This window comes from Aminivibrio sp. (assembly GCF_016756745.1).
Classification (GTDB): domain Bacteria; phylum Synergistota; class Synergistia; order Synergistales; family Aminobacteriaceae; genus Aminivibrio.
The window spans coordinates 1-25,335 of the sequence record NZ_JAESIH010000021.1 but is presented as its reverse complement, the minus strand read 5'-3'; the positions used below and the strand labels follow the sequence as shown (position 1 = coordinate 25,335).

Genomic DNA, 25,335 nt, shown 5'->3' with positions numbered 1-25,335 from the left:
CCATGCAAGGAGATCTTTTCACTCAAAGACAGCCGCTTGCGGAGATCTGCACGGTCCCGGACAGAATCATCTCCGTCTACTCGCTGGAAAAACACGTCTGGGCCGACTCGAACTCGGCGGAAAGCCGAAGAGCGCGGATACCGGAGCTGCAGACCGTCGAGGAGTTTCAGATCGATCCTGTGCGCCCCTTCCTCACCGACATCCTGCGCGGCATGGCCGCGCCCTGGAAGCGGGAGCGGAAGGAAAACCCGATAGGCCAGGGGTACTGGATCCAGGCGGAGTTCGGCTCCGGCAAGTCGCACCTGCTATGCTGCCTTGCCTCGCTGGCGCTCGGACGCAAGGAAGCCTGGGAGATCGTCAAAAGAAAAGAGGAGGCCTCCGGAAAAGGCAAACGGGAATCGCTCTACCGCTTCTGGGAGGAGGGGATCGAGGCCAAGAGCGGCAAGGGGAGCAAGGGCGTCTTCGTGGTCGTCAAGACGCTCGTCGGCGCCGGCAGCGGGACGGTGGGGCTGGCCGACAAGGGGCGAAGGCTCTCCGAGTACATCCTCGACGCCGTCAAGGAGCAGCTGCTTGCCGAGCTGGGGAAGAACATCTCCCTGTATCCGGTGGAGCTGCTCGCCGACCGCTTCATCACGGAGGATATGGAGCGCTACCGGAAGGATCTGGCCAGGTTCCTGCGCGACCCGAAGTTCTTCGACGAGGACGAGTTCGAGGAGATCGACGACTTTCTCGCCACCATCCAGCAGAACAGGACGCCCGAGTACAAGCGGAGCTGCGGCAACAAGCTCTGGCGTTTCTATACCGAGTATCTGAAGGTCCAGCCGCAGATCGCCGCGGAGACCGAGGAGATTCTGGGGCACATGGCGGAGACGATCCTCGCCGAAGGCTACAGCGGCATACTGCTGGTGCTGGACGAGGTCTCCCTCTTCATGAAGAACCGGGACGAGGAGCAGCGTGCCGACGACGAGAAAACCCTCGTCGTCCTCTCGAACAGGCTGGCGAAGATTCAGAACCTGCCGGTATGGACCGTCTGCGCCGCCCAGCAGGCCATCGAAAGCAAGATGGGGGTCAAGAACATCATCGCCGACGACCGCCTGAAGCTGGTCAAGCTGCTGGAGGAGGACAAGGACTACTACGACATCGTCCTCGCGCGGGTGCGGAAGATCAAGGATCCTGCGGCCATCGGCAACTACTATCTCCATTACAAGCGGGGATTCACCTGGCCGAACAGCATCGGCGAGGCGGAGTTCCGGCACTTCTTCCCTTTTCACAAACCCGCCGTGGAGGTGTTGCGTGCCATCACGTACGAGCTGACCACGACGCGCTCGGCGATCCACTTCATGCACCAGACGCTGAAACAGCAGATCAGGAGCAAAGGGCGCGAGCTGATCCGGCTGTGGGAGCTGTTCGACGAAGCGGTACGGTACGAGGAAGACCCGAGCGGCGTGCACTCCGGGCTCGTCGCCATCAAGACGAAGCGCGAGACGGACTACCGGGCGTACGAATCCTGCAAGCGCCAGATCGACGGCCTTACCAAGGGACACCTGAAGGTGCACCGCGACAAGGGGCTCAAAGTCGTTCAGACGCTCTTCCTCTACCATATCGCGCGGACGCGCCAGCAGGGAATCACGCCGGAGGATATAGCCAACTCCGTCCTCATCGAGCGCGAGGCCGATGCGAATCCGGACGAGAACAACCAGCACTACGAGAACATCGCCGAAAATCTGAAGATAGAGCTGCGCCAGATCGTCCAGACGTTCGACGAAGAGAAGCGCCCCCGCTACCGCTTTGATCCGGTCTTCACGGGCATCGATCCGAGGGACGAGTTCCAGAAGGCGCGGGACGCGGCGGAGTCCAACGAGGCGATGCAGAAGGAGGCGTGGGAGCATCTTCTGGCGCTGGACGAGTGGCCGGTGCGCACGCGCCAGATGACCATCGACCTCTCCGGCGGCGTCCGGTCGATTTTCCGCGGAATTGCCGCGCACCCTGACGACAAGGGCGCCTTCCATTCGCAAGACCGGGAACTGGAGGCGGTCTGGCAGGGGCGTCAGATCGCCGGCCGTGTGGGTATGCGCGACTTCGGGAGAATGGCAGCGGAAAGCCAGCCGCTTCCGCCGGTCGAAACCGACCAGTCCGATCTTGATTTCGCTGTTTATGTAGGTATCCGGCACGTTCCCGAGGCGTCGGTTCTCAAGCTGATCGAGCGCCGCAAGGATCCCCGCGTCCTTCTGTGGACTCCCTCGGAACAGACGCAGGAGGAGCGCGACCGCCTCATCGACTTCGCCGCATACCGCAAACTCGTCGCCGACTGGCAGGGGAAGGAAACCGAAGACGCCATCGCCGTAATCAACTGGGTGTCCAACACGCTTCAGTCCGACCTCGCCAGGATCGTGAAGATCGTGGACAACAGCTACGCACGGGGTCGCGTGGACGCGCTGAACAACACACGGATGGAATTCCGCGTGGCCGGGGATCTGGCGGCGATTCTGACGCCGCTGCTCGACCGCGCGCTCACGGCCGCCTACGAGTCGCGGGACATAAAGTTCGAACCGCCCTATGTCTTCCGGAAAGAAGAAGGCGTCAAGGTCGTCAACGGCATCGTCAGAACAGGGAGCATCCCCAAGGGGGCGAAGCCCAATCAGCACATCAGCGCCGCGCAGAACTTCGGCTTCGCGTTGAACATCATGAAAAAGAGCGCGGAGAAGGAACTGGACGTTTCGGACAACAGATATGTCCGGGACATGCGGGCGTTCATCGACGACAAGCTGGCGGACGAAAGCCAGTCCATGAAGATGGAGACGCTGTACAAGAACTTCATGGGCATCGGAGGCCCGAAGGACTACGGACTCACACGCCGGATGGTGCAGATTTTTCTGCTCTGCCTCGTCCGCGACGGCAGCGTGCGCGTCGGCGTGGGGAGCAAAGCGTCGCTTCCCTTCGAAACGCTGGACTACTCGAACATCGCCGGTGTGGAATTTTCCGCGAAGGTGCTCGATTCGCTGACGGAGATCCGGAAGGTGGCGCGGCCCGAGAACTGGGACGTGCTGAGGCCGTACGCGGAAAAGCTGCTCGGCGCCGATATTCCGGACACCCGGGACGACGCCGCCGTTTCGAAGTACCGCGCCGCGCTGCGCTCGCTCTTCAACTCGGAGAAAGAAATCGCCGCACGGACAGATGTCCGTGCGCGGAGCCTGTTCGACGATCTGGATTCGGCAAACCCGTACGCGACGGAGCTGGAGCAGGCGGTTTCGCTCTTCGGCGCCCCGGTCGACGGCGGCGACGACATTCAGCTTGTCCTGTACGCGCTGAAGGAGGCCATGGGGTACAAGGCCTTCGATACGAACGCGGCTTCGTCCGCCGAGGTGGACGACCTGGCGAACCGGCTGAAGAACTACCACGACATTCGCGCATTCCTCGAATACGAGAACGAGCTGCGGGCGGCCCGCGAGTACTGCACGGCACAGATCGGGGAGCAGCAGGAGCTGTCGGAGACACGGAAGGCCGTCGAGGCCGTCCGGGTGAAGCTCGGCAATTTGAAGGAGTTCATCGATTCGGACGTCAGGCTGAAGACTGAACTCGTCGGGCATCCTCAGGCGCCAGCAGGGGAAAAGGGAACGATAGCCGCTATGATCCGCGAGTACGCCTCCGTCTACGTGCCGATGCACGAAAGTGCCGTGAACGCCGTCGAAGGCAGCCGGAGGAAGATTCAAGACATCCTCGGGGGCGCCGACATCGAGATCCTTCACGTTCTCGACGGTATTTCCGCGCTGTGCCCCGCAAGCACCGAGAAGCTGGCCGCGCACCTTCAAAAGCTCCTGGACGATGTGTTCGAGTGCCGGTCCTCTTCCCGAATCTCCGTGGTGGAGCGGCTGCGCAGCAAACCGCAGCATGATTGCGGTCTTTCGTTCGCGAATGCGGCGGCGATTGCGGAGACGGCGGCGGAAGCAGCCCGAAAAGCCGAAAAGACGCTTGAGGATGCGTGGCGTCGAAAGATGGAGGTGTTCTTGAACCCCACCGTGCGGCAGCGCCTGGAACAGGGAAAAGCGGAGCCTGTTATCGCGGGGCTGCTTGCGTGCGCGACAGCGGACGAACTGCGGGCGTACTTTCTCAAAGCCGTCCGGAAAACGCCGGAAATCGCGGAGATGATCAACAGATACCTGAAACGGATCGTTGTGAAGCGGGTCAAAATCGCCGATTTCAAACCGAAGGCGGGCACGATAGAGAAAGACCAGATCCGGAGCGTTGCGGAGGAATTCCGCCGTTTTCTGGAGTCCCAGTTCAGCGGCGGCGAGGGGGACGACGACTCTCTGCCGATGCTTCAGTTGGAATAGGGAGGGGAGCCGATGCTTTCGCGCTGGATCATCGAGAAGCTGGAAGTCTTGAAGGACGAGCGGATCGTGCTTGTCCAGGATCACCTTCGGCTTCTCCCCGAGACCGAAGGGGCTGTTCACCGGTTTGCCAACGATAACGGGTTCACGGCCATCATCGCCTCGACGAACCTCGTCTTCAGAGAGCTGCTGGAAAAGGCGCGATCGCCGGAAGAAAACGGCAAGCTGCTGCTCATCGACCGCGCTCCCGCCAGAAGGAAGACGCAGCCTTCGCCGACGAAAGCGCCGCCCCCCTTCTATCCCGATCTTCTTGCGGAAACGCCGGAGGCGGCGAGAATCGACATCAGCCTCCGGCAGTTTCTGATCGAAAAAACAGGAGATCGCAACTGGCCGCAGGAGGCGGACACTCCGCGTTTCGCGCGGCTGATCGCGGGCTCGCTCGGCGATGTGCTCAAAGCGCACCAAGGACTGCGAACAGCGCATCCGACCCGCTTCACGGACCATGATTTCAGAAGCATCGTCGCCTATTCGGCGCTTGGCGTCCCCGAGGCGGCGTTCAAACGCCCCGAGGCGCGTATCTACTGGCGCATCGCTCTCGCCGGCTCAACGGCGCTCGAAGAGCTTGATTCGCTCGCTCCGGAGGTAGCCCGTGCCATCCGCGACGAATTGCGCACCGCCCCCGCCCCCTTCCGCTGGTTTGCGGACTCTCCGCCGGAACCTGTGGTGAGGGCATTCTACCTCTCGGCGATTCTCTCCCAGCACGTACAGCACTGGAAACTCGTGCTCGCCAATATCGATCCCGACCTCAAACCGTTCTGCGAGATGGACGCTTCGCTGATAGCCGAGGCGGCGCTGGAGCTTGTTTCGATCGATCCACTCAGAGCCGACCGGGATCTTCTGGAAGCCGAAGCGTCGCTTTCCGGTGAGGCGCTCGACTTTCTTCTGGAGCAACTGAAACTCTTTACCGGCGGAACATTTGCGGAGGTTATCGACAATGAGCGGTACTCCGTCCTCCTCCGCTCTCTGGCTCTTTTCGCCGCCCTGGACAGCCTTCTTGCCGATTTCACTCTCTCGCCGCCCCATGAAAAACTCCGCCGGACGCTCTTTCCGGAAACAGACGACGGGAAACATCTGTTCATCGAACAGCGTCCGTCGAATGCCTGGAAGAATCTCAAGGAGGCGTACGGCCTGCTCCAATCAATACTCCGGATCCGGAGCGACCTGAATGCCGCATTAAAAAACCTGGGCGTCCTGCAGACCTCCGGATTGTCTTTCGGGTGGTTCCGGGGGCTGTGGAACGATCGCCGGGTCAACCGGCTGGAATACTACCTCTCCGCACTGGAACGTCTGCTTGAAAGCGCGGATTTTCTCCCTCGTTCGGCCTGCGATTTGCCGGACGGCTTTACTGCCGCGCTGGAACGTATCCGCAAACGTACCGGCATATTGAAGGAAGAAATACACAAAGCGCTTTCCGCAGTGAACTTCCGGTACCAGGAGATGGCGGCCGACCAGTATCCGTCGTGGGTTGCCTCGGATTCCTCCGAGGTCCGTCTCACAAGCCGCTTTCTGATGCGCTGCCTGAAGCCCCACTGGGATCCGCAAAAGGAGAAGGCCGTCGTGTTCGTCTTCGACGGAATGCGCTACGACATTTGGGATGAACTGGTCAGGCCTTTTTTCGAGGATCGGATGGAGATCATCGCGGACTATCCGGCATCGTCGCTGCTTCCTTCGGAGACGCACATCAGCAGAAAAGCCATTTTCGCCGGCACTTTTCCCGATTCCTTCGACACGCGCCGCGCCGAGAACGATCTTCTGAAGGAGGCGCTGAAAAGGGATTTCGGGTACGCCGGGAGCGTCGAGGTTGTGAACCCCGAAGGTTCGGGGACAGGGGAGACCGTCCGCTATCGCGCGGGCAACGTCGAGTTCTTCATCTTCGAGCTGTGCGACAAGGAACTTCACAAGATTTCCGTAAAGACTTTGCCGGACGGCCGCAGCGTTCCCTCCCGTCCGCTGGCGTTCATCTATCAGCAGCATATCAAGAACATCATCGAAAACGAAGTGACAGCCGTCATTCGGAACCTTCCTCCAGATACAAAGGTTTTCGTCGTGGCGGATCACGGATTCGGCGCCGTCGGCCGCGAGCGCATCTTCCTTGAATCTTCCTGGTTGAACGAGCCGGACGACTGCCATTACCTCAACGCATGGATGGGAAGGGAGCTCGGCGGACTAAATGCTCCGGCGAAGGTACGCAAGAGCGTTTTTGAGTTTCCTGTCGCGGATCTTCGGCTGCCCGATTCGGAAGAAGTGTTCGACAAGGGAACGAAGCAGAAGCGTCAAAAGCTCTACGAATCCATCCTCTTCCCGAAAACCGGCTATGCCTTTTCCCGTCCCGCTGCGAAATTCAACCCGGACGCATACTCCCACGGAGGAATCTCCATCCAGGAAATGTTTGTGCCCATGCTCGCCATGAGGGTGAAAACACCGGAGGAGGGAGTCCTTCTCCTCGGCGCGATTTCGGGGCCATCCGATCTTATCGAAGGAGAGACCGCCGAGTTCACAATGCAGGTTCGGCTTGCGGACTCTCACAAACACAAGGAACTCCGGCTGGAAACGCAGGGGGCGTACCAGCACAAGGATTCGACACCCGCTCTGCCTTCGCTTGTCTATTACGTTTCGGCGTCGGGAGTGGAGGTCGTCTGCCGGTTTGTCCCGGATGCAGAGGACGCTTCGGACAAAGAGCGTGCAGCGGGTATGATGGAGCGCATTCTGAGGATCGGCGTTTCGTACCGCGAGGGGCAACGCACCGTGAAAAAGAGGAAGGAGATCCGGTTTTCCATGCGCTTGAATTCCGAAAAGATCGTCCGCCGCGTGCCTCCGCATCTCGGGAAAATTCTGGGCCTGACACCAAGGAGCATGCGATGATCCGGGAGGTTGGCGTTGCTGCCCGACCGGTACGGCCCGGGCAGGGAATTCCTATGTCGAGAGCGGGGGATCGCAGATGAATCAGAAACTCAAAGAGGTTTTCAGAGGGAAGGTCGTCAACAAGGCGCATACTATCAATACTGGCGTCGACGAGTTTCCCCGGTACGTGCTGGAGTACCTGATCGACAACTACTGCTCCGAGGAGACCTTCCACGAGGACATGGAAAAGGTCGTCAGAAGACTGAAGGAGACGTTCGTCTACGGCGCGGAAGCGGAGAAGATCCGGCATTATATCCGCGAGAACCGCAGCCATTCGGTGATCGCAAGCCTGGAGGCGCGGCTGGTTGAAACGGAGGACAAGTACTGGGGAACGATCTCCGCCATCAACGAGAGCTTCGTGAACATTCCCGAGAACATTGTTCGCCAGTACCCGATGCTGCTTTCCGGCGGCATGTGGGGAACCATCGACCTGACATACGACGAGAACGAAATCCATAATAAAAAGATCAGGCCTTTCAAGATCACGGCCTTCACGCCTTTTCAGGTCAGCGTGATCAACCTTGACGAATACATAGAGCGCCGCCGCGAGTTCTCCACCGACGAGTGGCTCGATGTGCTGGTGAACTCATGCGGCCTTGATCCGCACGGGATGACACGCCGGCAGAAGCTGCTCTACCTGTGCCGGTGCATTCCCCTGGTGGAGACCAACGTCAACATGGTCGAACTTGCGCCCCGGGAGACCGGGAAGACCTATCTCTACCGCAACATATCGTATTACGCGCACGTGCTGTCGGGCGGCAAGGCGACTCCGGCCCAGCTTTTCATCAACCTGAACAGCGGGAAGATCGGCGAGGTGGGAGTGAGGGACGCCGTCGTCTTCGACGAGATCGCGAACACCGATTTTACCGATCCGAGGTCGTTCGTGAGCATCATGCAGGGCTATATGCAGGACGCCAAGTTCAGCAGAGGGAAGAAGGAGATACTCGCCTTCGCCAGCCTGGTGTTCGTGGGCAATCTCGATGTTCAGGGGGGACTTCCTCACGAGAAATATTATCATCTTTTCGAGCCCTTGCCCGATTTTCTGCAGGTGATCGCCTTTCTGGACCGAATCCACGGATACCTGCCCGGCTGGGAAATTCCAAAATTAACACCGGGCAGTTACTCGAAGGATTACGGCTTTATAACGGATTATTTTTGCGAAATCATGCATGAGCTTCGGCGCGTCGATCTGCTGGGGGCGCTTCGGCCGCGCTTCGAAGTGGTGGATCACGCGAAACGGACGAACGGCGTATCCGGGCGAGACCAACGGGCCGTCATGAAAACAGCGTCGGGACTGCTGAAGCTGCTTCATCCCGACGGCAGGGTCTCCGACGGGGAGCTGTGCGACATCCTCACCGTGGCCTGCGAACTGCGCCAGAGAGTACGCGACCAGCTTCATCTGATTGCGCCGGGCGAGTACGACCGCATCTCCCTTGGAGCGTTGCTGCACCCTTCAGGAACACATGTCGTAGCGGAACTTCCGGACAGCAAGCGCGTCCAACGGGTAGTGCTTCCCGCAGCTCCTACGGTCGGCGAGGTCATAGGCCTGGCCGTCGATGAAGACCACGGCTGCATCCTGCATTTTGAAATGCAGGCGACGAAAGGCTCCGGGCGCATTGTACCACTCGGATCGATACAACGGGTCATGCGGGAGAGCATCGAGGCCGCGGCCCAATACATAAGGGCGAAACACGAGGATCTCGGAATTAGTGCCGAGTGGAGAAACGGATTCGATGTAGCGGTTTTGGCCACCTTTATGGGGGTACCCAAGGAAGGACCGTCCGCAGGCGTCACCCTCGTCGCCGGTATTGTCTCGGCATTGACGAAAACGCCCGTGAGGAACGATCTTGCCATGACGGGTGAGATTACGATCATGGGCAAGGTTCTTCCCGTCGGTGGCATTCAGCAGAAAATACGGGCCGCATACGACGCCGGGGTGAAAGAAGTTCTTCTGCCCGCCGACAACATGAAGGAAGCGGAGGCCTTACCTTCCTACGTGCTTGAAGCAATCACGCTGACTCCGGTAACAACGATAGCGGAGGTGCTTGCGGCTTCTTTTGAATTGAAAGATTAATCCTCGATATGGCATTACTCATCAAGTAATACAAAAATGATGGGATCTTTCATTTGGTGATATCGATTTGTAAATTATGTTTACGGAAGATGCTAATGGAGAAAATATCGAAAAGAGCCCCGTAATTCGAGGTGAACGCTTTGAATGAAGAGAAATTGATGATTCTTTTAAAGCAGTTAATAACATGCTGGCATTGGAATGGTATAACCCGTAACTTGCCCTGCATTAGAATTATTTTTGATTATGTGCGTGTTGCGATTGAATGTGGAAGAGAAATAAAGCCTGAAGAAATTAATAAATACCTGAAAAACCAAGAAGAATTGTGTCCATTGTCAATGGAGGAGGTTAAAGAAGGACAAGAAATAATAAACGCAGTCTATAAGGAGCTTAAGAATAATCCGTGGGTTTGGGTAGATATCCCTGGAAAAATTCTAGATATAAACAAGAAACAGCAGGTCCAAAGAGAAAAAATAAAAAAACAAAAGCAAGAAGAAGAAAAGGTAAAACATAAAGAAGAAAAGGCAAAACATAAAGAAGAAAAGGCAAAACATAAAGAAGCCTTTAAGAAAAGCATTCAACCAGTATTAAAAAATGATTTCCTATCAGCAGATGATTTCTTTGAATCGAGTTCTTGGAGGGGAATTTTTTCTGACCAAGAGTTCCAGGAAACAAAGGCTCATTTTGTACAGGAGTGGGCAAAGGATAATCTAAAGGATCTTCTTAATAACAGACAGCTTGATGAACAACAGGCTGCTGCAGTAGGTGCTGTTAACGGAAATATACTTGTTGTAGCCCGGGCTGGATCAGGAAAAACAACCACCCTGACCTCCCGTGCCGTTTTTTTGCAAAAGCACTGTGGAATATCACCCCATCAATTGCTTCTTCTGGCTTTTAATAAATCTGCGGCAAAGGAAATGGAAAAGAGATTAGCCTCAATTCTTGGGAAGGACATACCGTACGTCATGACCTTTCATGCGCTTGCACATGCCTTAGTTCACCCGGAAGAGGAAATACTATACGATGATGAAAAAAAAGGGTGGCTCCAACTTAGCAATTTAGTTCAAGAGATAATACGAGATCAGATGAGAGAACAGCGTTTTCTCAACATGATAAAAGAAGTAATGCTGAGCCACTTTCAAGACGATTGGGGGCAGATCGTTAAAGGCGGTTTTCATCTCCCAGTTCCTGAGCTGATTCCCCACAGAAGTTCTTTGCCGCGAGAAACGCTGGCAGGTGAATTTGTTGAATCCTTAGGGGAAAAAAACATTGCAAATACTTTGTTCAAGAATGACATTGAGTACAAGTATGGAAGGAAAATATACGGGAATCGGGAAACTTCGGAAAAAAAATATTTTTCAATTTACCAGGGAAAAGCAAAAGCGATTATCTATTTTTTTGACCTAGCTGGGGATGACGGTTTCGGTGAACTTTTGGAGCAAGAAAATGCAAACCGTAAAATAGAAATACAATCACTAGAAAAAAGAGGATGGTCTGTTTTTGATTTTTCTTCATCCGATATTATTCCGGACGGGTGTGAAGAGTTCTCACGTAAAGTTCTGGAACGAATGAAAGAAAAAGGCATTAAGGTAAAGGCATTGAATGATGAAGAGATTTGGCAAAAAATCAGTGTAAGGGCCTTAGATTCTTTTACAAAAGCCATGACATCATTCGTACAGCGTTGCCGTAAATTAAATTTTAGTCCCGAAGATTTGGAAATAAAAATAAGTCAGCATGAAACAATCTCAGGAGCAGAACGGGTCTTCCTTGAAATTGGGAAAATTACTTTTTCAAATTACCTTGAAGAACTTGGAAATAGGAACAAACAGGATTTTGATGGTTTGATGTGGGAAGCCATTGAACTTTTGAAAAAAGGTGAAAGCTGTTTTTCAAGAAAGGGTGGCAGGGAAACAGGTGACCTTAAAAATTTGCGTTTTGTTTTAGTCGATGAGTTTCAGGATTTTTCTGAACCATTTTATGCGTTATTAAACGAAATGAGGAATTTCAATGAGTCTGCGAGCTTTTTTTGTGTCGGGGATGACTGGCAGGCAATTAATGGATTTGCAGGATCCGATCTAAAATTCTATGAAAACTTTGAAGAATTCTTTTCATGCCCTAAAAAACTTGATATCAGCACAAATTATCGATCAGCGGAGAAAATAGTCCAGCTTGGGAATACCTTAATGCAAGAAAAGAAGCCTCCTGCAAGGGCCTCGACTACTGAGCCTGGCCGAGTGAGAGTTGCATATTTGAGTGATTTTCATCCAACAACAATTGAATCAAATCTTCACAAAGAAAAAAAATTTATCCCCTCAGTCCTGAGGCTTGTTGATTCTTTCTTAAAGGAAAAAAAAGAAGTTGTATTGCTCTCTAGGGAAAACAATGTGAGAGGTTTCTTTTGTTCAAAGGAGAACTCTAAAAAAAACCAAAGTCCATTGAATCTTTTTCTTAATCATTTGAGATCCTTTATGGACGAGGAGCAAAAGGAAAAAATCAAAATATCTACGGTTCATAATTTCAAAGGCCTTGAAAAAGAAGCAGTAATCATTGTTGATGCTGTGCCTGGGCGATATCCTTTGATTCATCCAAACTGGGTATTCCAAAGAATTTTCGACAGTATCGACAAGATTCACGAAGAAGAGAGACGCCTTTTCTATGTCGCACTGACGAGAGCTAAAAATGAACTCGTGTTATTGTGTGACAGCGAAAGAAATAAGACCGTTTTTTTGAAGAATATCTCAATGAATCAATGGCTTGAAACATTGTACTGGGATGAATTTCCACCCGTTCTCCCAAGGGAAAGCGCAAAAATAGTGGAGATTAGAGTATTTAATGCTTTCCCTGTAAAACAGTATCTTGAAGAGCTCCATTATAAGTTCAACAATGGCCGAAAAAGCTGGGAAAGAACAGTCCCTGAAGCCGACTTTGATTTCGAGAAACTCTGCAATTCCCCTTGGGCCGTAAAAGGTGTAAGTATTGAAGCTCTATCGTCGACCAATGAAAGAATCGCTTTTAAAAAGATAAAAGAATAGAGCAAAATTAAGGATTTTTTGACAACGTGAATCTACAAATGGAGACAAGTGGCTCTACGGGAACTTAATAATCAAAAAAAGGCAGATAGCTATATAGAACTCCATCAGTTTCTACTTAGAGAGTCCGAATCAAGCGGGAGAAATATCTCTTATTTTCATTGTTTTCGAAACCTGTGTTTACAAGTTGGTAGCGTTACTATACTAATTGAAATATTACAATATATTTATAAATTTTGTTGGTACTTCCATATTTCATGGTCGAGCATTCTTGGGGTCAGAGCAGGAAACTCTTTTTTTAAAATCGTAAGGGCATCCAAAATCAAAGAAGATGTTTTATCTGAGTCTACTTTTTCTTGAATCACAGACTCAACAAATCGGATTATCATTCTATCTGGCTTAATGAAGTCCTCTCCACCTGCAAGCATGTAAAAGTATTTGGTTGATAGACCACTGCTTTGACCGGGTATTTTCTTGATTGAGGATTCGAAATTTGAGCTTTCAATCACAAGGGGTATGTCTTGGAAATAGTTTACCCCAAAAGTATGAAGGACACTGGCAAAGCGAAACACCGCTTCCGATTTTAGAATGCCGTTTCGGGGTGATGTTCTATTGTGGTTTTTGAAGATTATGTCTGCCAGTTCTTCAAAAGAATGATTCTGGTATAAGGAAAGCAGCGCCTCCATAGAAAACTGAGATTCGATTTTAGGGTATTTGCTTCCATGGTGCCTAAACATCTTGATCTTTAATTTGGAACAAAAGTTTTTCACAACATTACGCGTCGCTGTATAGCTTATACCAAGAGAAAAAACAGCATCAATAACACATAGGGCGAGACTGTTATAAAAAAACTCTTCACTTAATTTTGCATTTGCCAAATCAAGCACTATTTTACAATGGTCGGCTATTTTTCTGCTTTTATCAGGAACTTCGATTTCAGAAATCGGTTCTATTCTTGCTATATTCCCGTCAAAAACCAATTTAACCTTTTGATTTTTCTGAAAGTCATTACTCAAAAGCGCTTGTGCTAGACTACAGGATTTTCTTCCAAGTGTATCTTTTAAATCGGGACAAATCCATACATAATCATTGTCTGGAGTACTCCTTAAACCTGTAACAAAGTTTTTTTCTCCAATCATCAGCGTTATAGGGATTCTTTGATTATTTTGGCACGGTAGAGAAGAGGCATGTTTTTTGTCAATCCAAATTTCCATACGTTCCAGACCATTGGAATAATATTGTGAAAGTCCTCTGATATGACCCTCAACCATTAGCTTCTCTCCTCTCTTCAAAATTAATACAGCCAGGAACAGAATAGCATTTCAAGATTATTTTTTAGAAAAACAATTTAAATTTCTTTTAGAGTATCAGAATCATTGTGTGTTGAAATCACTCTTAATCAAAAGATGTTTAGTTTTAGCGACAAAAACGCAACGCCTTTGCTTGTATTGGGTACCGAGAGTCATTTACAAGAATTCAGGCCATAGAATAAAAAATACCATCTATTGAGCCTGTTGCCAAACCGGTAATTTACAAAAAGTTATCCACCGAAAAGACCTGGTTTTTCAGGCTGGTACCTTAGCATCAGATGTAGACAGACGGTTAAATTCGTTCAGAAAAATTACCTATACAGCCAAAGCTAAAGTTTCGCCCTTTTCTGCTGGAACGATTGCCCTGCTTTTCCGGATCTTTTCATGAACCTTGTCAATTCCATACCGCCACAGCTTGAGGAGATTATGGGCTGTGCACACCATCTTCCATTCACAGCGACAGGCCTCCAATCCTCTGCGCATGAACCGACCAAACCGCAGCACTTCCTTGATATGCCCAAACACCGGTTCTATGGTGATGCTGCGCTTCTTGTAAAGCTCTTTTCCTTTTGGGGTCAACAACTTATACTCCATGGCGGAGACCGGGGTGAGAGGCTCAGGGATTTCGTTGCCGTCTCCCTGCGCTTGCGCACTGCGGGTCTTCCACTCCTTGCTTACAGCGACCAGAAGATCCGGGTCTTCGGGCTTTATGCTCTCAAGGTTCTTTTTACTGAAGTAGCCGGCATCTGCCAGAAGAGTGCCTATTTCTATGTCTGAATCCACGGCATCAAGATTTTCTTTTGTTTTTTCAAGCATGGGTATCAGTTGGTTTTTGTCGTTACATTCCTGAGTTATCTCGGCGCTCAGTATTATCTGGTCCTCTGAAGCCGCTGCCTGGGCGTTGAATCCCTGAATGTACCCCTTGCAGGTCTTCATGATTCTGCTGTCCGGATCGGTGAGATTGCCCTTGAGGTTTTCAGACGCCTCTTTCTCGACAGCCTCGACGCTCCTGGGTTTGCGCCCCCGCTTTTTCTTTCCAGTGGACTCTTCCTGCGCTTTGCGCATGTTTAGTTTTTCCTCCTGGGAGCGGACTTTTTCCTCTTTTTCCGTGCGGAGGCGTTCCTGGACTTCTTTGATCTTACGAAGTCTGTTCTCCCGGGTAGACAGTTCAGGAGGGAGTTCATCCCCTCTCCTGCCGGGGCCGTAAAGCTCATCTTCCCGGGCATCTGCCTCGTCTGCTTCTTTGAAATACTTTTTTATCTCTTTCTTGAGCCCCGATTCGTTCCGGTTGGCTGCCATGGAGGCGCTGGCCTGAATCTTGGTTCCATCCACCGAAACTGTTTTGAAATTGCAAAGTCCTGATTCGTAGCATAAATTAACAACCTGGAGAAACAGGGCTGAAAGTTCAGGGGCAAATTTCTTTCGGAAACGGCTTATGGTGGTATGATCCGGTTGCTGGTCACCGGATATAATTCTAAAAGGTACGCTCTCCATGCAGAGCCGCTCGATCTTTCGGCTCGACCTTTCGCCGGTGCAGTAGGAGTAAAAGTACAGCGATGTCATCATGGAGGGATGATATGCCGGTCTTCCGTCTCCTTCAGGGTTGTAGCGCCTGAAGAAGGCACTGAGGTCAAGGGAGGAGACAATCTCCATTATGAACCAGACAAAATGATTTCCCGGCAGCCAGTCTCTCATGTCCGGCGGTAACAGATACATTTGATTTAGATTGCAATGTCTAAAATTATAGGCCACAATAATCCACCCCGGCAGTCTTTGCATTGCTTTGATTCATGTACTATTTTACCGCACTTCTGCTTGTGGATAACTTAAATCAGCGCTACTTATGCAACAGGCTCTATTGAAATAGATTTATTTGCCCTACAATAATTTTTGTTTGCTTGATAGGCGGACCGGCGAGCAGACAGAAAAAGTGTTTTTTGTCCTGTAAGGCCTTTTCGATTTCCCCGCACATATTCAGTGCAACAAAAAGAGCGGCAGCACGGGCCTGGCAGTTGAGTGATTTTTGGGGATTGAAAGCGATGTCGGAAAAGGCCTCAAAATTCAGAAGTTCCTTGGATAACTTCGGATTTTGGGACAATGCAGTCATGTAAATCCAGTCGTAAAAAGCTGTGACCGGAGTGATAGGAAAACTCTCGCCAAGGAAATTGAATGCCACAAGGTCACCGGAATTTCGTATTCGTGGATCCTTCTTTGCCTCAATACTTGGGACCTTGTATAAGTCATGGTATGGACCGCCGTATTGAAAAACCTTGCTTCCCTGGAAGGCGCATTCCACGCTCATTCCCGGGGCATTGGCATTCTCCGGATTAATTTGGAGGTTGAACGCGCTGAGAGAAATCCCCAAAGGATCCATCGACCGGGACGATATTTCCAGGATTGAAGAAATGCCCAGTTGTTTCGCTGCAGAGTGTAGGGCATGCAGGGACTTCTGAGCCTGGGATTTTGCAAACCCCGGGTACCATTTGAATTCAACAGGTATTTCCTCAACAAACGGAAAAGCGGATAATGGCTTGAAAACAGGTCTTGTGGCCATGCTAATTACCTAAAAAGGTATTTCATCATCAGCATTGTTTCCCCCGTCATAGTTTGAAAAATCTCCGCCGATAATTTCTTCGCCCAGAATACCACTTCCCCCCCCGGCAGTAGTTGGCCATTTCAAGTAATCTATTCTAGCTTTAAAAAACTGAGTTTCGCATTTGAAAAGATGTTCATCAGGTTGCTTCCCTCCGTGGAGCTTCATCCATGAATTGAAGGTTTCAATTTCTTCAAAATGGATCTCGGTGATATATTCTGCAGGAATTGGATTGAATTCAAGCACTTCCGCCTGGGGGCTTGTGGTGTAGAAATCGGGTATTCCCAAATTGCACCTCTTGTTTTCTGGATGATCTTTGAACATCGAGTATAGAGAATACACATTTTTTCGTTCCGACAAGGGGATTCGACTGACTAGACTCTTAGCAGCATTATCCATACAAAAGGCGCAGTCCATCTCCCATAGTATGTCCGGTTTCAAAAGTATCACTGCCCATTTTGCAGAATTTCTCTGTCTGTAGTGGAAAAACATTTTGTAGTTCGGGAAGGAGATTGAAAGCGAAATTGAATCCGGGCATTGATCTATACGCTGGCTGTCATTAAAAACAGGCTGATTGGTTGAGTCCCATTTCTCTAGTTCTTCTCTTGATAAGAAACCTTTTTTTAGGATACTTTCCAGATTTTCAAACCTGGTGAAATGAACAAGTGTTTCAATTCCTCTCTCAGTACAAAAATTCTTGATCTGTTCGTTGCGTTTTTTGTTTTTGATTTCTGGTGTTTCTTTTATCTTCCTATTCCTCAGAAATGAAGAGAGCAGTTTAAGTGACTCCGGTTTTTCAACGTATATTTTGAAAGAATCTCCTGAAAAATCTTCAGGGATTTTGTACCTTCTTTTGAACACTTGGGGGGCCTCAGGCATCTGGGGAAAGTTTGTTTCCAAGTATTGATGATTGGAAAACACGGCGAAACTGAGCCACCCGCGCGGAGTGTTAGAGCCACCGGCGCGCACATAAAGAGCCACCCGGCGCGCCGGCATGGAGCCGGTCAGGGTGAACTCCTGTAAGATCGAATTACCGTCGGAAGACGGAATTTATCTCAGGAGGTATTCAATTGTCAGATTTTCTCACCATTGTCCGGGCCGTTTACAGCGGCCTGAGTCAGCGCAAGGTCGCCGCCACGCACGGGGTGTCCAGAAACACGGTGTCGCTGTATCTGCGTAAGGCGCGGGATCAAGGCTGGCTCACCCTGAAAGACCTGGACGCATTGGACGACACCGCCGTGACGCAAGGCTTGCTGCAAATCACCGCCCCGTCCCGAGACGCAACCTTCAAGATGCCCGACTTCGACTATGTGCATGCTGAACTGGCCAAGCCCCATGTCACCCTGAAGCTGCTCTGGGAGGAGTACGTTGAACAATGCCGCCAAAGCAGCGAGCGCTTTTACATGGAGACGCAATTCCGGCGGTACTACCATCTGCATGCCAGGGTTCACAAGGCGACCATCCGGCTGGAGCACAAACCCGCGTTCTCGCTCGAAGTGGACTGGGCCGGCGCCAGGATCGCCTTCTTCGACGCGGAGAGCGGAAAGATGTCTCAGGCTTCGTTGTTCGTGGCCGTTCTGCCGTGCAGCGGGATCATCTACGCCGAGCCGTTCCGCGACCAAAAGCTGCCGTCCTGGATCACCGGTCACGTCAACGCCTTTCAATATTTCGGCGGCGTTCCCAAGACGGTTATCCCCGACAATCTGAAAAGCGGCGTCAAGCGCTCCGATTTCTACGAGCCCGACCTGAACAGGACATATCAGGAGATGGCCGCCCATTACGGAACGGTCATACTGCCAGCTCGAGTCCGCAAGCCCAAGGACAAGGCGTCCGCGGAAAACGCCGTGTTGATTTCGTCGCGAAAAATCATCGCAAAACTCCGCAACATCCGGATCCTGTCCTTCCCGGACCTGCAGCGGCACGTCCGCACAGCCCTTGAGCATGTCAATTCCGCGCCCTTGACCGGGAAAAGCGAGAGCCGCTGGACATCTTTTCTCGCCGAAGAAAAGGATTTCCTGCTCCCGCTTCCCGAATCCCCCTACGAACCGGCACAGTGGGGGAAAGCCAAGGTCCAGACGAACTGCCACATCGCCTATCAACGCAAATTCTACTCCGTTCCGTTTGAATATCTGGGAGAAGAGGTCGACGTCCGGGCAACGCAGGCGGCAGTGGAAATATTCTACCAGCATCAGCGGATTGCGTCCCATAAAAGACTGTGGGGGAAGGGCGACTATGCCACCGTCGCGGAGCACATGCCCCCTGACAAGCTCTTCTTCGTCGAATGGGACCGCGACCGCTTCCTGCGCTGGGCAGAGAAAACCGGGAACGCCACCCGACGGGTGGTCGAAGCTATTCTCGACCGGGCGGTCATTGAGCAGCAGGCCTACCGCTCCTGTTTCGGCGTGCTGAGCCTGCGGGAGAAGTTCGGTCCCCTCCGGCTCGAACGGGCCTGCGGCATCATCGTTTCGCGAACAATCTCTCCGTCGTACCAGCAACTCAAGAACATTCTCGAGAAGAACATGGATATTTCCCAGACGCCCGGGGAGGGCGTGAAGGAAACTCCGGGGCGCGGATTCCGGCGCGGAGCGGAATATTTCGGAGGCGGCGACCATGCTTGATCATGAAACCGTGAACAAGCTCAGGTACATGAAACTGACGGGGATCGCCGAGGCGCTCAAGGAGCAGCACGACGACGATGCCTACCAGGAAATGGGCTTCCGCGACCGCTTCGCGCTGCTGGTGGACCGCGAGTTCTGCAAGCGTCAGCACGGACGGCTGCAGCGCCTGATCAACGGGGCCAAATTCGAAAATCCGACCGCCTGCGTCGAAGACATCAGGTACGACGATGACCGGAAGCTCGACCGCAGCTTCATTCTGGAACTCGCGTCGTGCAGCTACATCCGGCACGCACGCAATGTCGTGATCGTCGGACCGACCGGCGCCGGGAAGTCCTTCCTGGCGCAGGCTCTCGGACAGGCCGCCTGCAGGCGTTTTCTGAAGACCCGCTACATTCAGCTGCCTGATCTGCTGAACGAGTTGAAAATGGCCAGAATCAAGGGGGTGGAAGCCTTTAATCGCCTGAGGAAGCAGTTTATCAAGTACGACCTCCTGATTATCGACGAATGGCTTCTGTTTCCCATCTCCGTGGAGGACACCCAGCTGCTGCTCTCGCTCGTCGACCGGAGGCACAACCACCAGGCTACGATCATCGCCTCCCAGTTCGAGCCCGCCGAATGGCTGGACCAGATTCCTGTCCCGGTTGCCGCCGAGGCGATAACGGACCGACTCTGTTCACAGGCGTACAATATCGTCATCAAGGGCAAAAAGTCCATGCGTGAAGCAGCCCGCGATTGATCTTCAGGTTGTCAAGGTGCAGAGCCGCTTCGTTCCAATGGGGTGGCTCTCACCCCGCGCGCCGATGGCTCTGTTTAAGCGCGGAGGCGGCTCTCATATCTGCGAGCAAGTGGCTCTAAAAAAACGCGTTTCGCATTGATGATTAATCTCCACTACAGAAATGACACCATAACCGTGTTCAGTATCGAATAGCGTTTCCCCAAAAAGGTCATCCCATACTTCTTCAAAAACAGAGGCAAATTCAAGAAATTCCGAAGGAAACATTCGCATATATATGCTCTCCCTCCATTCTGGAATTTTCTCAAAAAAGACTTTGAGTTGTGTTATGCCAAAGTTGCCTGAGGTGCATAAAATTTCGGGGAGGAGGAATTCTCCTCCCCAGTCTACGGTGATATATCGCCTTTTGGCGCAGAACCTTTCTTGTTATTGTTTTTACGCCGCCTGGCCGCTCAGTATCTTTTCTTCCAGTTCCATTATTTCAGCCAGCTTTTCAAGAATTCCGGCTGCCCGCAGAAGGTAGCATCTCTTGACCGAGTTCCCGTGTTGGACGATTACCAGGGAACCATCAGGGCAAACATCCCGGAGGAAATATTCCGGGAGTACTTTGCAGTATTTTTCTATCGTTCTGTTCCGGAAAACAAAATGGGATCCCCGTGTTGATTTTCTGGCGAAGCCGTTCCTCGAGAGTACAGCTTCCACCCTTCCAAAACGCTCTTCCTTGACCCTTTTCCAGCGCTCGATGTCTTTTTTCGCTGATACCAAAAGAACACCTGCCCTTTCTGGAGAAGTATCCTTAAGATACTTCCCGGTCTGCAGGGGATGAGGACCTGCCCGGAGAAGGAATGTTTTTTTCTTCCGGTTGAGGCGAGAGGGAGCGGGGAAAAACCGCTCCCTCTCTTTTGGTGTCGGGTCAGTTCAAGAGTTCCGAAGAAACAAGGTCGGGCTGCCTGAGGTGGTCAACCGGGATGCCGTGTTTTGATAGATGCTTCAGCGCGGCTTCGGCGGTCCGGCCGAGGTCCTCGATCCATTCGGCGAGGTTTGGGTCGTCTTTGGCAATCTCGGTCAAATCTTCCCGGTTGTACTTGTAGAGGATGAAGTTGATCATCATCAGCGGATTGCTGACGAGTTCCAGAAGCAGCGCCAGGGATGTGCCGTCGCTCATTCGGTACCTCCTCTTTTTTTTGTCAAGGTACTTTTCCGGCAATGCCTTCGATTGATTGGGGGGAGTGGAGTTTGTAGAAAAGGAAGAGAAAAGTCGGCAAGAATGAAGCGAACCCGCGCGTTACCTTTGGGGCTCTTTCACAAGACTGCCTCCTTCTGGGAGTTATACATTTTTCTGCTATTTCCGGGATTTCCGCCGTACTTCTGCTTCATCCCTCGACAGGGGATGTCCAAAAGCCGCCTGGTTGAATGGGTGTATGAAACGTTGGATCTATTTTACACAAAACGAACGATATAATAGCAATATGAAGCTGATCCGTCAAGCGTTTATTTTTTAATAAATCGATTTTCCCTTTCTATTTTTCAAACACCGAGAGAAAAACTGCCCATTCTCCCAGGCAATCCGGAGAGGGACTGGAAACCTCTGCGCCTCTAAAGAGGGGGCTGGGCGATTTCCGTTCCGAACACAGGTTCCAGTCCCGGGCGCAGGCGATCCGCTGGCTCCTGGAATGGCCTTGGGCAATGGAGTGACCCCGGAAGAGAAAGACTGACCCACCTTTCATCCTTTGCTTTTGGGGGATGCAAGGGGGCGAAGGCCCCCTGCCGAAAGGGAGTGTTGGCGGCAGCCAACGCACCCTTGAGCCTTGCAGGGGCAAAAGACAAAAAGCGAATCACAGGAAAGGACCAGCGGACTTCAAGGAACACACGAGCTGCGCGGCGAAAAAGGTGATCGGAACGCAGGCAGGACTCCCTGCAAGGCCTTTCATTTCGCTTTGCGGTTCGGGGAAGAGCGGGGGAAAATTTCGAGGTAACGGAAATGCTTGCGGGGTTGTTTCAGGGGTGGAAAACGGGCATTCCCTATTTGACGGCAAGCGCGGCTGGAAACGGCCGCTGGTTTAATTTCGCGAGATTTCCGGAGTGGTTTCCTCAGATTCCGTCTGTTCAATTTCCGTGTTATCTTCCGTGTGTTCCAGTGGAATTTCGGAGAGTTTTTTTGAAGGGGCTTTCTCCGCGTCCCTTGATTGAAGGACCATAAAAAGACGATGGACTTCATCTTCCTTGCAGTTCAGGATTCTGCGAAGAGCGAGCTCTTTTCCGGACTCGTCCTTCAGAATCCAGGTATCCCGTTTCCCCCTCCGGGTTCGAGAAATCGACCAGCCCTGCGACGCTATTTCTTCTTCAAGCCGGGAAAAGGCGGCATCTTCCGAACGAAGGAGTTCGAGAAGAATTCGTCGCGCTTCTTCCCGGGTCAGCTTCGACACAAGCCGTTTTCCCAGGGTCAGGTCCGCCTGGAGTTGCTCTTCCGGAGAGTGGAGCGGTTCTCCCCGTTCGGCCATGGCGATTTTCTCCGGAGAAATATGCCGCCGTTTTCCGGGTCTTGAAACTGACTTCCAGTCGATTGGGTACCCTCTTCCCTGGAGCCACCCGCCCAGGGCCTCCCGCAGGGAAATCACTTCCCTGCGGATGCAGATTCTGTGTTTGTGCCCTTCGCTATTTCGAGGACGATAGGAAATATGAAGGTGAAGATTCTGGTCCCGTTCCTTCTTTCCGGAACCAGGCAACCCTTTGTGGAGGGACCACATCACGTCCGTCGAATCCAGTTCGAGTACCCGGACGAGAGTGGTGAGCGCATCCTTGATTTCCGGCTTGTCCATACCGTCGAAGACCAGATTCGGCAGGGGCAGAAACAGGCGCACCTGGACGCACGCATCCGACCGGGCTCTCCCCGCCCGAGTGTCGAGTGGGGAGAGCCCGGTTTCCATTCGGGCGATTTCCTTCCATCGAGTGGCGGCTTCCCTGCGGTCGGATATTTCTCTTCTTCCGCTTTCCATACCCCAGAGAAGGCACTCCCTTTCCCTCGTGAGGTACGAAACATGAGCGGGTGCTGTATTTGTGGCCCGCATCCCGGAGCAGAAGGAAGAAAACCGTACGTAGGGCTTCCACATGATTATGATTGCTTCGTAACCGTGCCGCCCTGAGAGGCAGCCTGGCCGGCAGCAGCCGCCTCTTTTTTCAGTTTTTCCGAAAGCGCTCTCGCCAGGTCAATAACAGCCCTGCCCGCCTTCTCTTTTGCAGCTTTTTTCGACTCCACCGGCGTATTTTTGCTTTTCAGCAGGGTGTCGATTTCAATAAACCGCTCGTAAATCCGGAACTTTGTATCCTCATCGGAAATAGCGCCGAGAAGAACGGTTCCGAGAAGAATCAGACCCCGTGTCCTGCAGTTGCGCCGTTCTTCCAGGACCTCCTTTTCGAGCTGCAGAACCCATTTCTTCGCTTCTTCCAGTGCTTTTTGCCTGCTCTCGCAGGTGATGACAATACGGACTTTTTTGCTGCCCATGCTTACCGCCTCCAAAGTGAAATTTTGGTATACGCATTTAACATAGCGGTTTGCATGCTGTGAAACAAAAAAATAATATTGTTATGGAAACAGTCTCCGGGAGCCGGCTTTCCGATTTCGACGGAGCCTTTTTTCAGGTGGAATTGAGCCGCCTTTCCGGAGACAGGTCCATGGAAATAAGAAGTTTAAGCAGAAATAGTTGAAGAGGAAAAGGAGGGGGAACATTGGGCGGTTCGATTCACCGACCGTTATTTGAGACAGTTGCTCCAATAGAAAGTGACAGCGGTTTGTTTGAGATAATCGGTGGCTCTCATCCCGGAAATCATGGCTCTCAAGTAGAAACACATGGGTCAGAAGGAACGGTATTTTTCTCTTTACAGATTCGTCCTAAGGGAAAAGAAAAAACGGAGGGAAAGCGTGAGATCTCTTTCCCTCCGTTTGGGTTTCAGGCCTTTTTCAGTTTTTCAGGAGATGTTGTGCCGCTTGACCATTTCTGCGAGGACCTAATCAGCCACTGTCTTCCAGTCCACTCCAAGCGCGTCGTTTATCGCTTTCATTTTGGGCGCCAGTTCTGAAGGAGAAAACTTGGATTCGTAGTCCGTTGTGGTATCTTTTGTGGCATCACTGGCATAGGTATTCCACCATCTTGCGGCATTCCGCGAAAAGGATGATTTTTTCCCCGGGCTCTTGGCGAATTCCCAGATATTGTCCTTCTCTTCCTTTTCGATCATCAGGAACTGCATGATCCGAACGAGGGGTTCCGGTACCGGGATGGTTCTTTTGAAGCTTTGTTCTTCACCCGGGTTCCCATTTCAGCATTTCCGTCGATCTAAGAGTTGCCCCTGACATGGACGCAACGAAAAGGTTGTCATCAAGCAAAGATTCTACATCGAAACAGCGCAGGACGACATTGCCCCGTTCCCGGACGTCGGAAGCATCATCCACGCAATTTAGCAGACACGACTTTGCGGCTCCTGAAACATCCAACCTTGGGATTATCGTCTGTCCACTGGCTACAGACATAGCGATTTGCATCAACAGATATGACTTTCCCGTACGACCAGGAGCCGTCAGTAAGCCGAATTGCCCAACCTTCAGCCCTGGGATTACCCAGTCCGGTTTTTCAATCGGAACCGCTGCAGAGAATCGTATGTATTCCGGTGCCTTCATCTTTGGAAATCCTCCGTAGGAACTTCCGCGTATGTCTGATATCTCGGTTGATCCTCAATCCATCGATCGAGGTCACGAATGTCGTACCGTAACCCAATCTTGCCCACTCGGATATGGGGAGGGGGAGAAACGCGCCTCCCTATATGCCCATCGCTCCGGAGCTGCCGCAGATAACTATGTGATATTCCCAGATATTCCGCCGCCTCAAGACTCGTGAGGAGTCGCTTTTTGAAACCTGTTTGCTCTGCCAGGTCCATGTGTGTACCCCCAAAAATTAGGATGTACACTTTAATATTCCCGTTTTCATCGTCAGTAACCGCGACAAAAAAACAAGCAAATCGAAGTAAAATGGCGAAAATGAAAGGAAAAACGTTGTAATCAAGAATATCTTTAAGTTATGGGAAATAAGGAGAAAGAAGCGGAAGAAAGGGCCTAAATTAATGGAGTCTAGAGAGAGTCCGTTCAAAGAAAAAGGGCTCCGACGAAATCGTCGGAGCCCTTGTGATTACTTGGTGGGCGATACTGGGATCGAACCAGTGACCTCTTCCGTGTGAAGGAAGCGCTACTTCCGCTGAGCTAATCGCCCGAAAACAGGTGGTATTATACCGTGCCTCGGGCTGCTTTGCAAGCCGGAAAATCTTCGGAAGACACGGTGATGGTTCGACATTTTTCGAGTGTACTTACTGAATTTTTGATAGAAAATATGGCGGAAAGGAACTTAAATCACTTCCTATTTTTTCCATGAGGAGTATAATCGGTTCGGCAGGTGATGGTTAAGTGACCGATATTTCAGATTTGGGACTGGTTTCCGACCTGTGGGAATACTGGGGATTTTCTCCCTGGAATTCCGAAGGAATGAAAGGAGTCTACCGAAGGGTTACGTTCGTGAAGAGCGCGCTGATCGGCGAGGTTTGCAGATATTACGCGGACGACTATATCATATGGGGCCACAACGGGAAGGCCGACAGGCAGCGGATTCTGAAGACCTGCAGGCCCCAGCCCGATCTCATGACGCAGCGC

At 51.8% G+C, this 25,335-nt stretch carries 17 protein-coding genes, 1 tRNA gene and 1 pseudogene; 7 read left to right on the top strand and 12 right to left on the bottom strand.

The annotated features are described in order from the left end of the window. Positions 1–2 precede the first annotated feature (2 nt). The 4 genes from JMJ95_RS01530 to JMJ95_RS01515 all read left to right on the top strand — a co-directional run bounded on the left by JMJ95_RS01530 (position 3) and on the right by JMJ95_RS01515 (position 12,392). Positions 3–4,331: a DUF6079 family protein gene (locus tag JMJ95_RS01530; RefSeq protein ID WP_290681624.1), complete on the top strand. Its 4,329-nt coding sequence runs from the start codon at positions 3–5 to the stop codon at positions 4,329–4,331. A 12-nt stretch (positions 4,332–4,343) separates the two neighbouring features. Beyond that, complete coding sequence (locus JMJ95_RS01525) at positions 4,344–7,250, top strand: PglZ domain-containing protein (protein ID WP_290681621.1); 2,907 nt, start codon at positions 4,344–4,346, stop codon at positions 7,248–7,250. 76 nt (positions 7,251–7,326) lie between these two features. Further along, on the top strand, positions 7,327–9,363 hold the full coding sequence (gene brxL / locus JMJ95_RS01520; RefSeq protein WP_290681618.1) for a BREX system Lon protease-like protein BrxL: 2,037 nt from the start codon (positions 7,327–7,329) through the stop codon (positions 9,361–9,363). A gap of 131 nt (positions 9,364–9,494) precedes the next feature. Further along, a complete protein-coding gene (locus JMJ95_RS01515; RefSeq protein WP_290681615.1) occupies positions 9,495–12,392 on the top strand; it encodes an ATP-dependent helicase in 2,898 nt (965 codons plus the stop codon). Between the two features lie 224 nt (positions 12,393–12,616). Here the strand turns inward: JMJ95_RS01515 and JMJ95_RS01510 are convergent, their stop codons facing one another. From JMJ95_RS01510 to JMJ95_RS01495, 4 genes are all read right to left on the bottom strand, one after another. Then, a complete protein-coding gene (locus tag JMJ95_RS01510; RefSeq protein ID WP_290681612.1) occupies positions 12,617–13,660 on the bottom strand; it encodes a hypothetical protein in 1,044 nt (347 codons plus the stop codon). A 354-nt stretch (positions 13,661–14,014) separates the two neighbouring features. Beyond that, complete coding sequence (locus tag JMJ95_RS01505; protein ID WP_290681610.1) at positions 14,015–15,451, bottom strand: IS1182 family transposase; 1,437 nt, start codon at positions 15,449–15,451, stop codon at positions 14,015–14,017. A 103-nt stretch (positions 15,452–15,554) separates the two neighbouring features. Next, the gene (locus JMJ95_RS01500) at positions 15,555–16,253 is read right to left on the bottom strand and encodes a hypothetical protein (RefSeq protein ID WP_290681606.1); all 699 of its coding nucleotides are present in this window, start codon (positions 16,251–16,253) and stop codon (positions 15,555–15,557) included. Between the two features lie 9 nt (positions 16,254–16,262). After that, entirely contained in the window at positions 16,263–17,153 is an 891-nt protein-coding gene (locus JMJ95_RS01495; RefSeq protein ID WP_290681603.1) for a DarT ssDNA thymidine ADP-ribosyltransferase family protein, read from the bottom strand. Positions 17,154–17,362: 209 nt separating this feature from the next. Between JMJ95_RS01495 and istA the strand changes: the two genes are divergently transcribed. Together istA and JMJ95_RS01485 are read left to right on the top strand one after the other, a co-directional pair. Further along, positions 17,363–18,910 (top strand): IS21 family transposase, encoded by a 1,548-nt coding sequence (gene istA / locus JMJ95_RS01490; RefSeq protein WP_290681600.1) that lies wholly within the window; start codon positions 17,363–17,365, stop codon positions 18,908–18,910. Beyond that, on the top strand, positions 18,903–19,646 hold the full coding sequence (locus JMJ95_RS01485; RefSeq protein WP_290681597.1) for an ATP-binding protein: 744 nt from the start codon (positions 18,903–18,905) through the stop codon (positions 19,644–19,646). The genes istA and JMJ95_RS01485 overlap by 8 nt, the downstream gene beginning before the upstream one ends. Before the next feature lie 432 nt (positions 19,647–20,078). Here the strand turns inward: JMJ95_RS01485 and JMJ95_RS01480 are convergent, their stop codons facing one another. From JMJ95_RS01480 to JMJ95_RS01455, 8 genes are all read right to left on the bottom strand, one after another. Then, positions 20,079–20,408, bottom strand: coding sequence for a hypothetical protein (locus JMJ95_RS01480; RefSeq protein ID WP_290681594.1), 330 nt, complete (start codon positions 20,406–20,408; stop codon positions 20,079–20,081). Between the two features lie 148 nt (positions 20,409–20,556). After that, positions 20,557–20,808, bottom strand: coding sequence for a hypothetical protein (locus JMJ95_RS01475; protein WP_290681591.1), 252 nt, complete (start codon positions 20,806–20,808; stop codon positions 20,557–20,559). 895 nt (positions 20,809–21,703) lie between these two features. Then, positions 21,704–22,639, bottom strand: coding sequence for a hypothetical protein (locus tag JMJ95_RS01470; RefSeq protein ID WP_290681589.1), 936 nt, complete (start codon positions 22,637–22,639; stop codon positions 21,704–21,706). Positions 22,640–22,755: 116 nt separating this feature from the next. Then, the gene (locus JMJ95_RS01465) at positions 22,756–23,145 is read right to left on the bottom strand and encodes a hypothetical protein (RefSeq protein WP_290681586.1); all 390 of its coding nucleotides are present in this window, start codon (positions 23,143–23,145) and stop codon (positions 22,756–22,758) included. A gap of 503 nt (positions 23,146–23,648) precedes the next feature. After that, positions 23,649–23,888: a hypothetical protein gene (locus JMJ95_RS01460; protein ID WP_290681583.1), complete on the bottom strand. Its 240-nt coding sequence runs from the start codon at positions 23,886–23,888 to the stop codon at positions 23,649–23,651. Positions 23,889–23,940: 52 nt separating this feature from the next. Continuing rightward, positions 23,941–24,315 (bottom strand): AAA family ATPase, encoded by a 375-nt coding sequence (locus JMJ95_RS13875; protein WP_367153731.1) that lies wholly within the window; start codon positions 24,313–24,315, stop codon positions 23,941–23,943. After that, positions 24,312–24,572, bottom strand: a complete 261-nt coding sequence (locus JMJ95_RS13870) for a helix-turn-helix transcriptional regulator (RefSeq protein ID WP_367153730.1) — start codon at positions 24,570–24,572, stop codon at positions 24,312–24,314. Before JMJ95_RS13870 ends, JMJ95_RS13875 begins: the two co-directional genes overlap by 4 nt. Positions 24,573–24,825: 253 nt before the next feature. After that, positions 24,826–24,901 (bottom strand) — tRNA-Val (locus JMJ95_RS01455). A 191-nt stretch (positions 24,902–25,092) separates the two neighbouring features. On the opposite strand from JMJ95_RS01455, the pseudogene JMJ95_RS01450 reads away from it, so the two are divergent. Then, positions 25,093–25,335: pseudogene (locus JMJ95_RS01450) on the top strand (hypothetical protein); the annotation flags it as partial.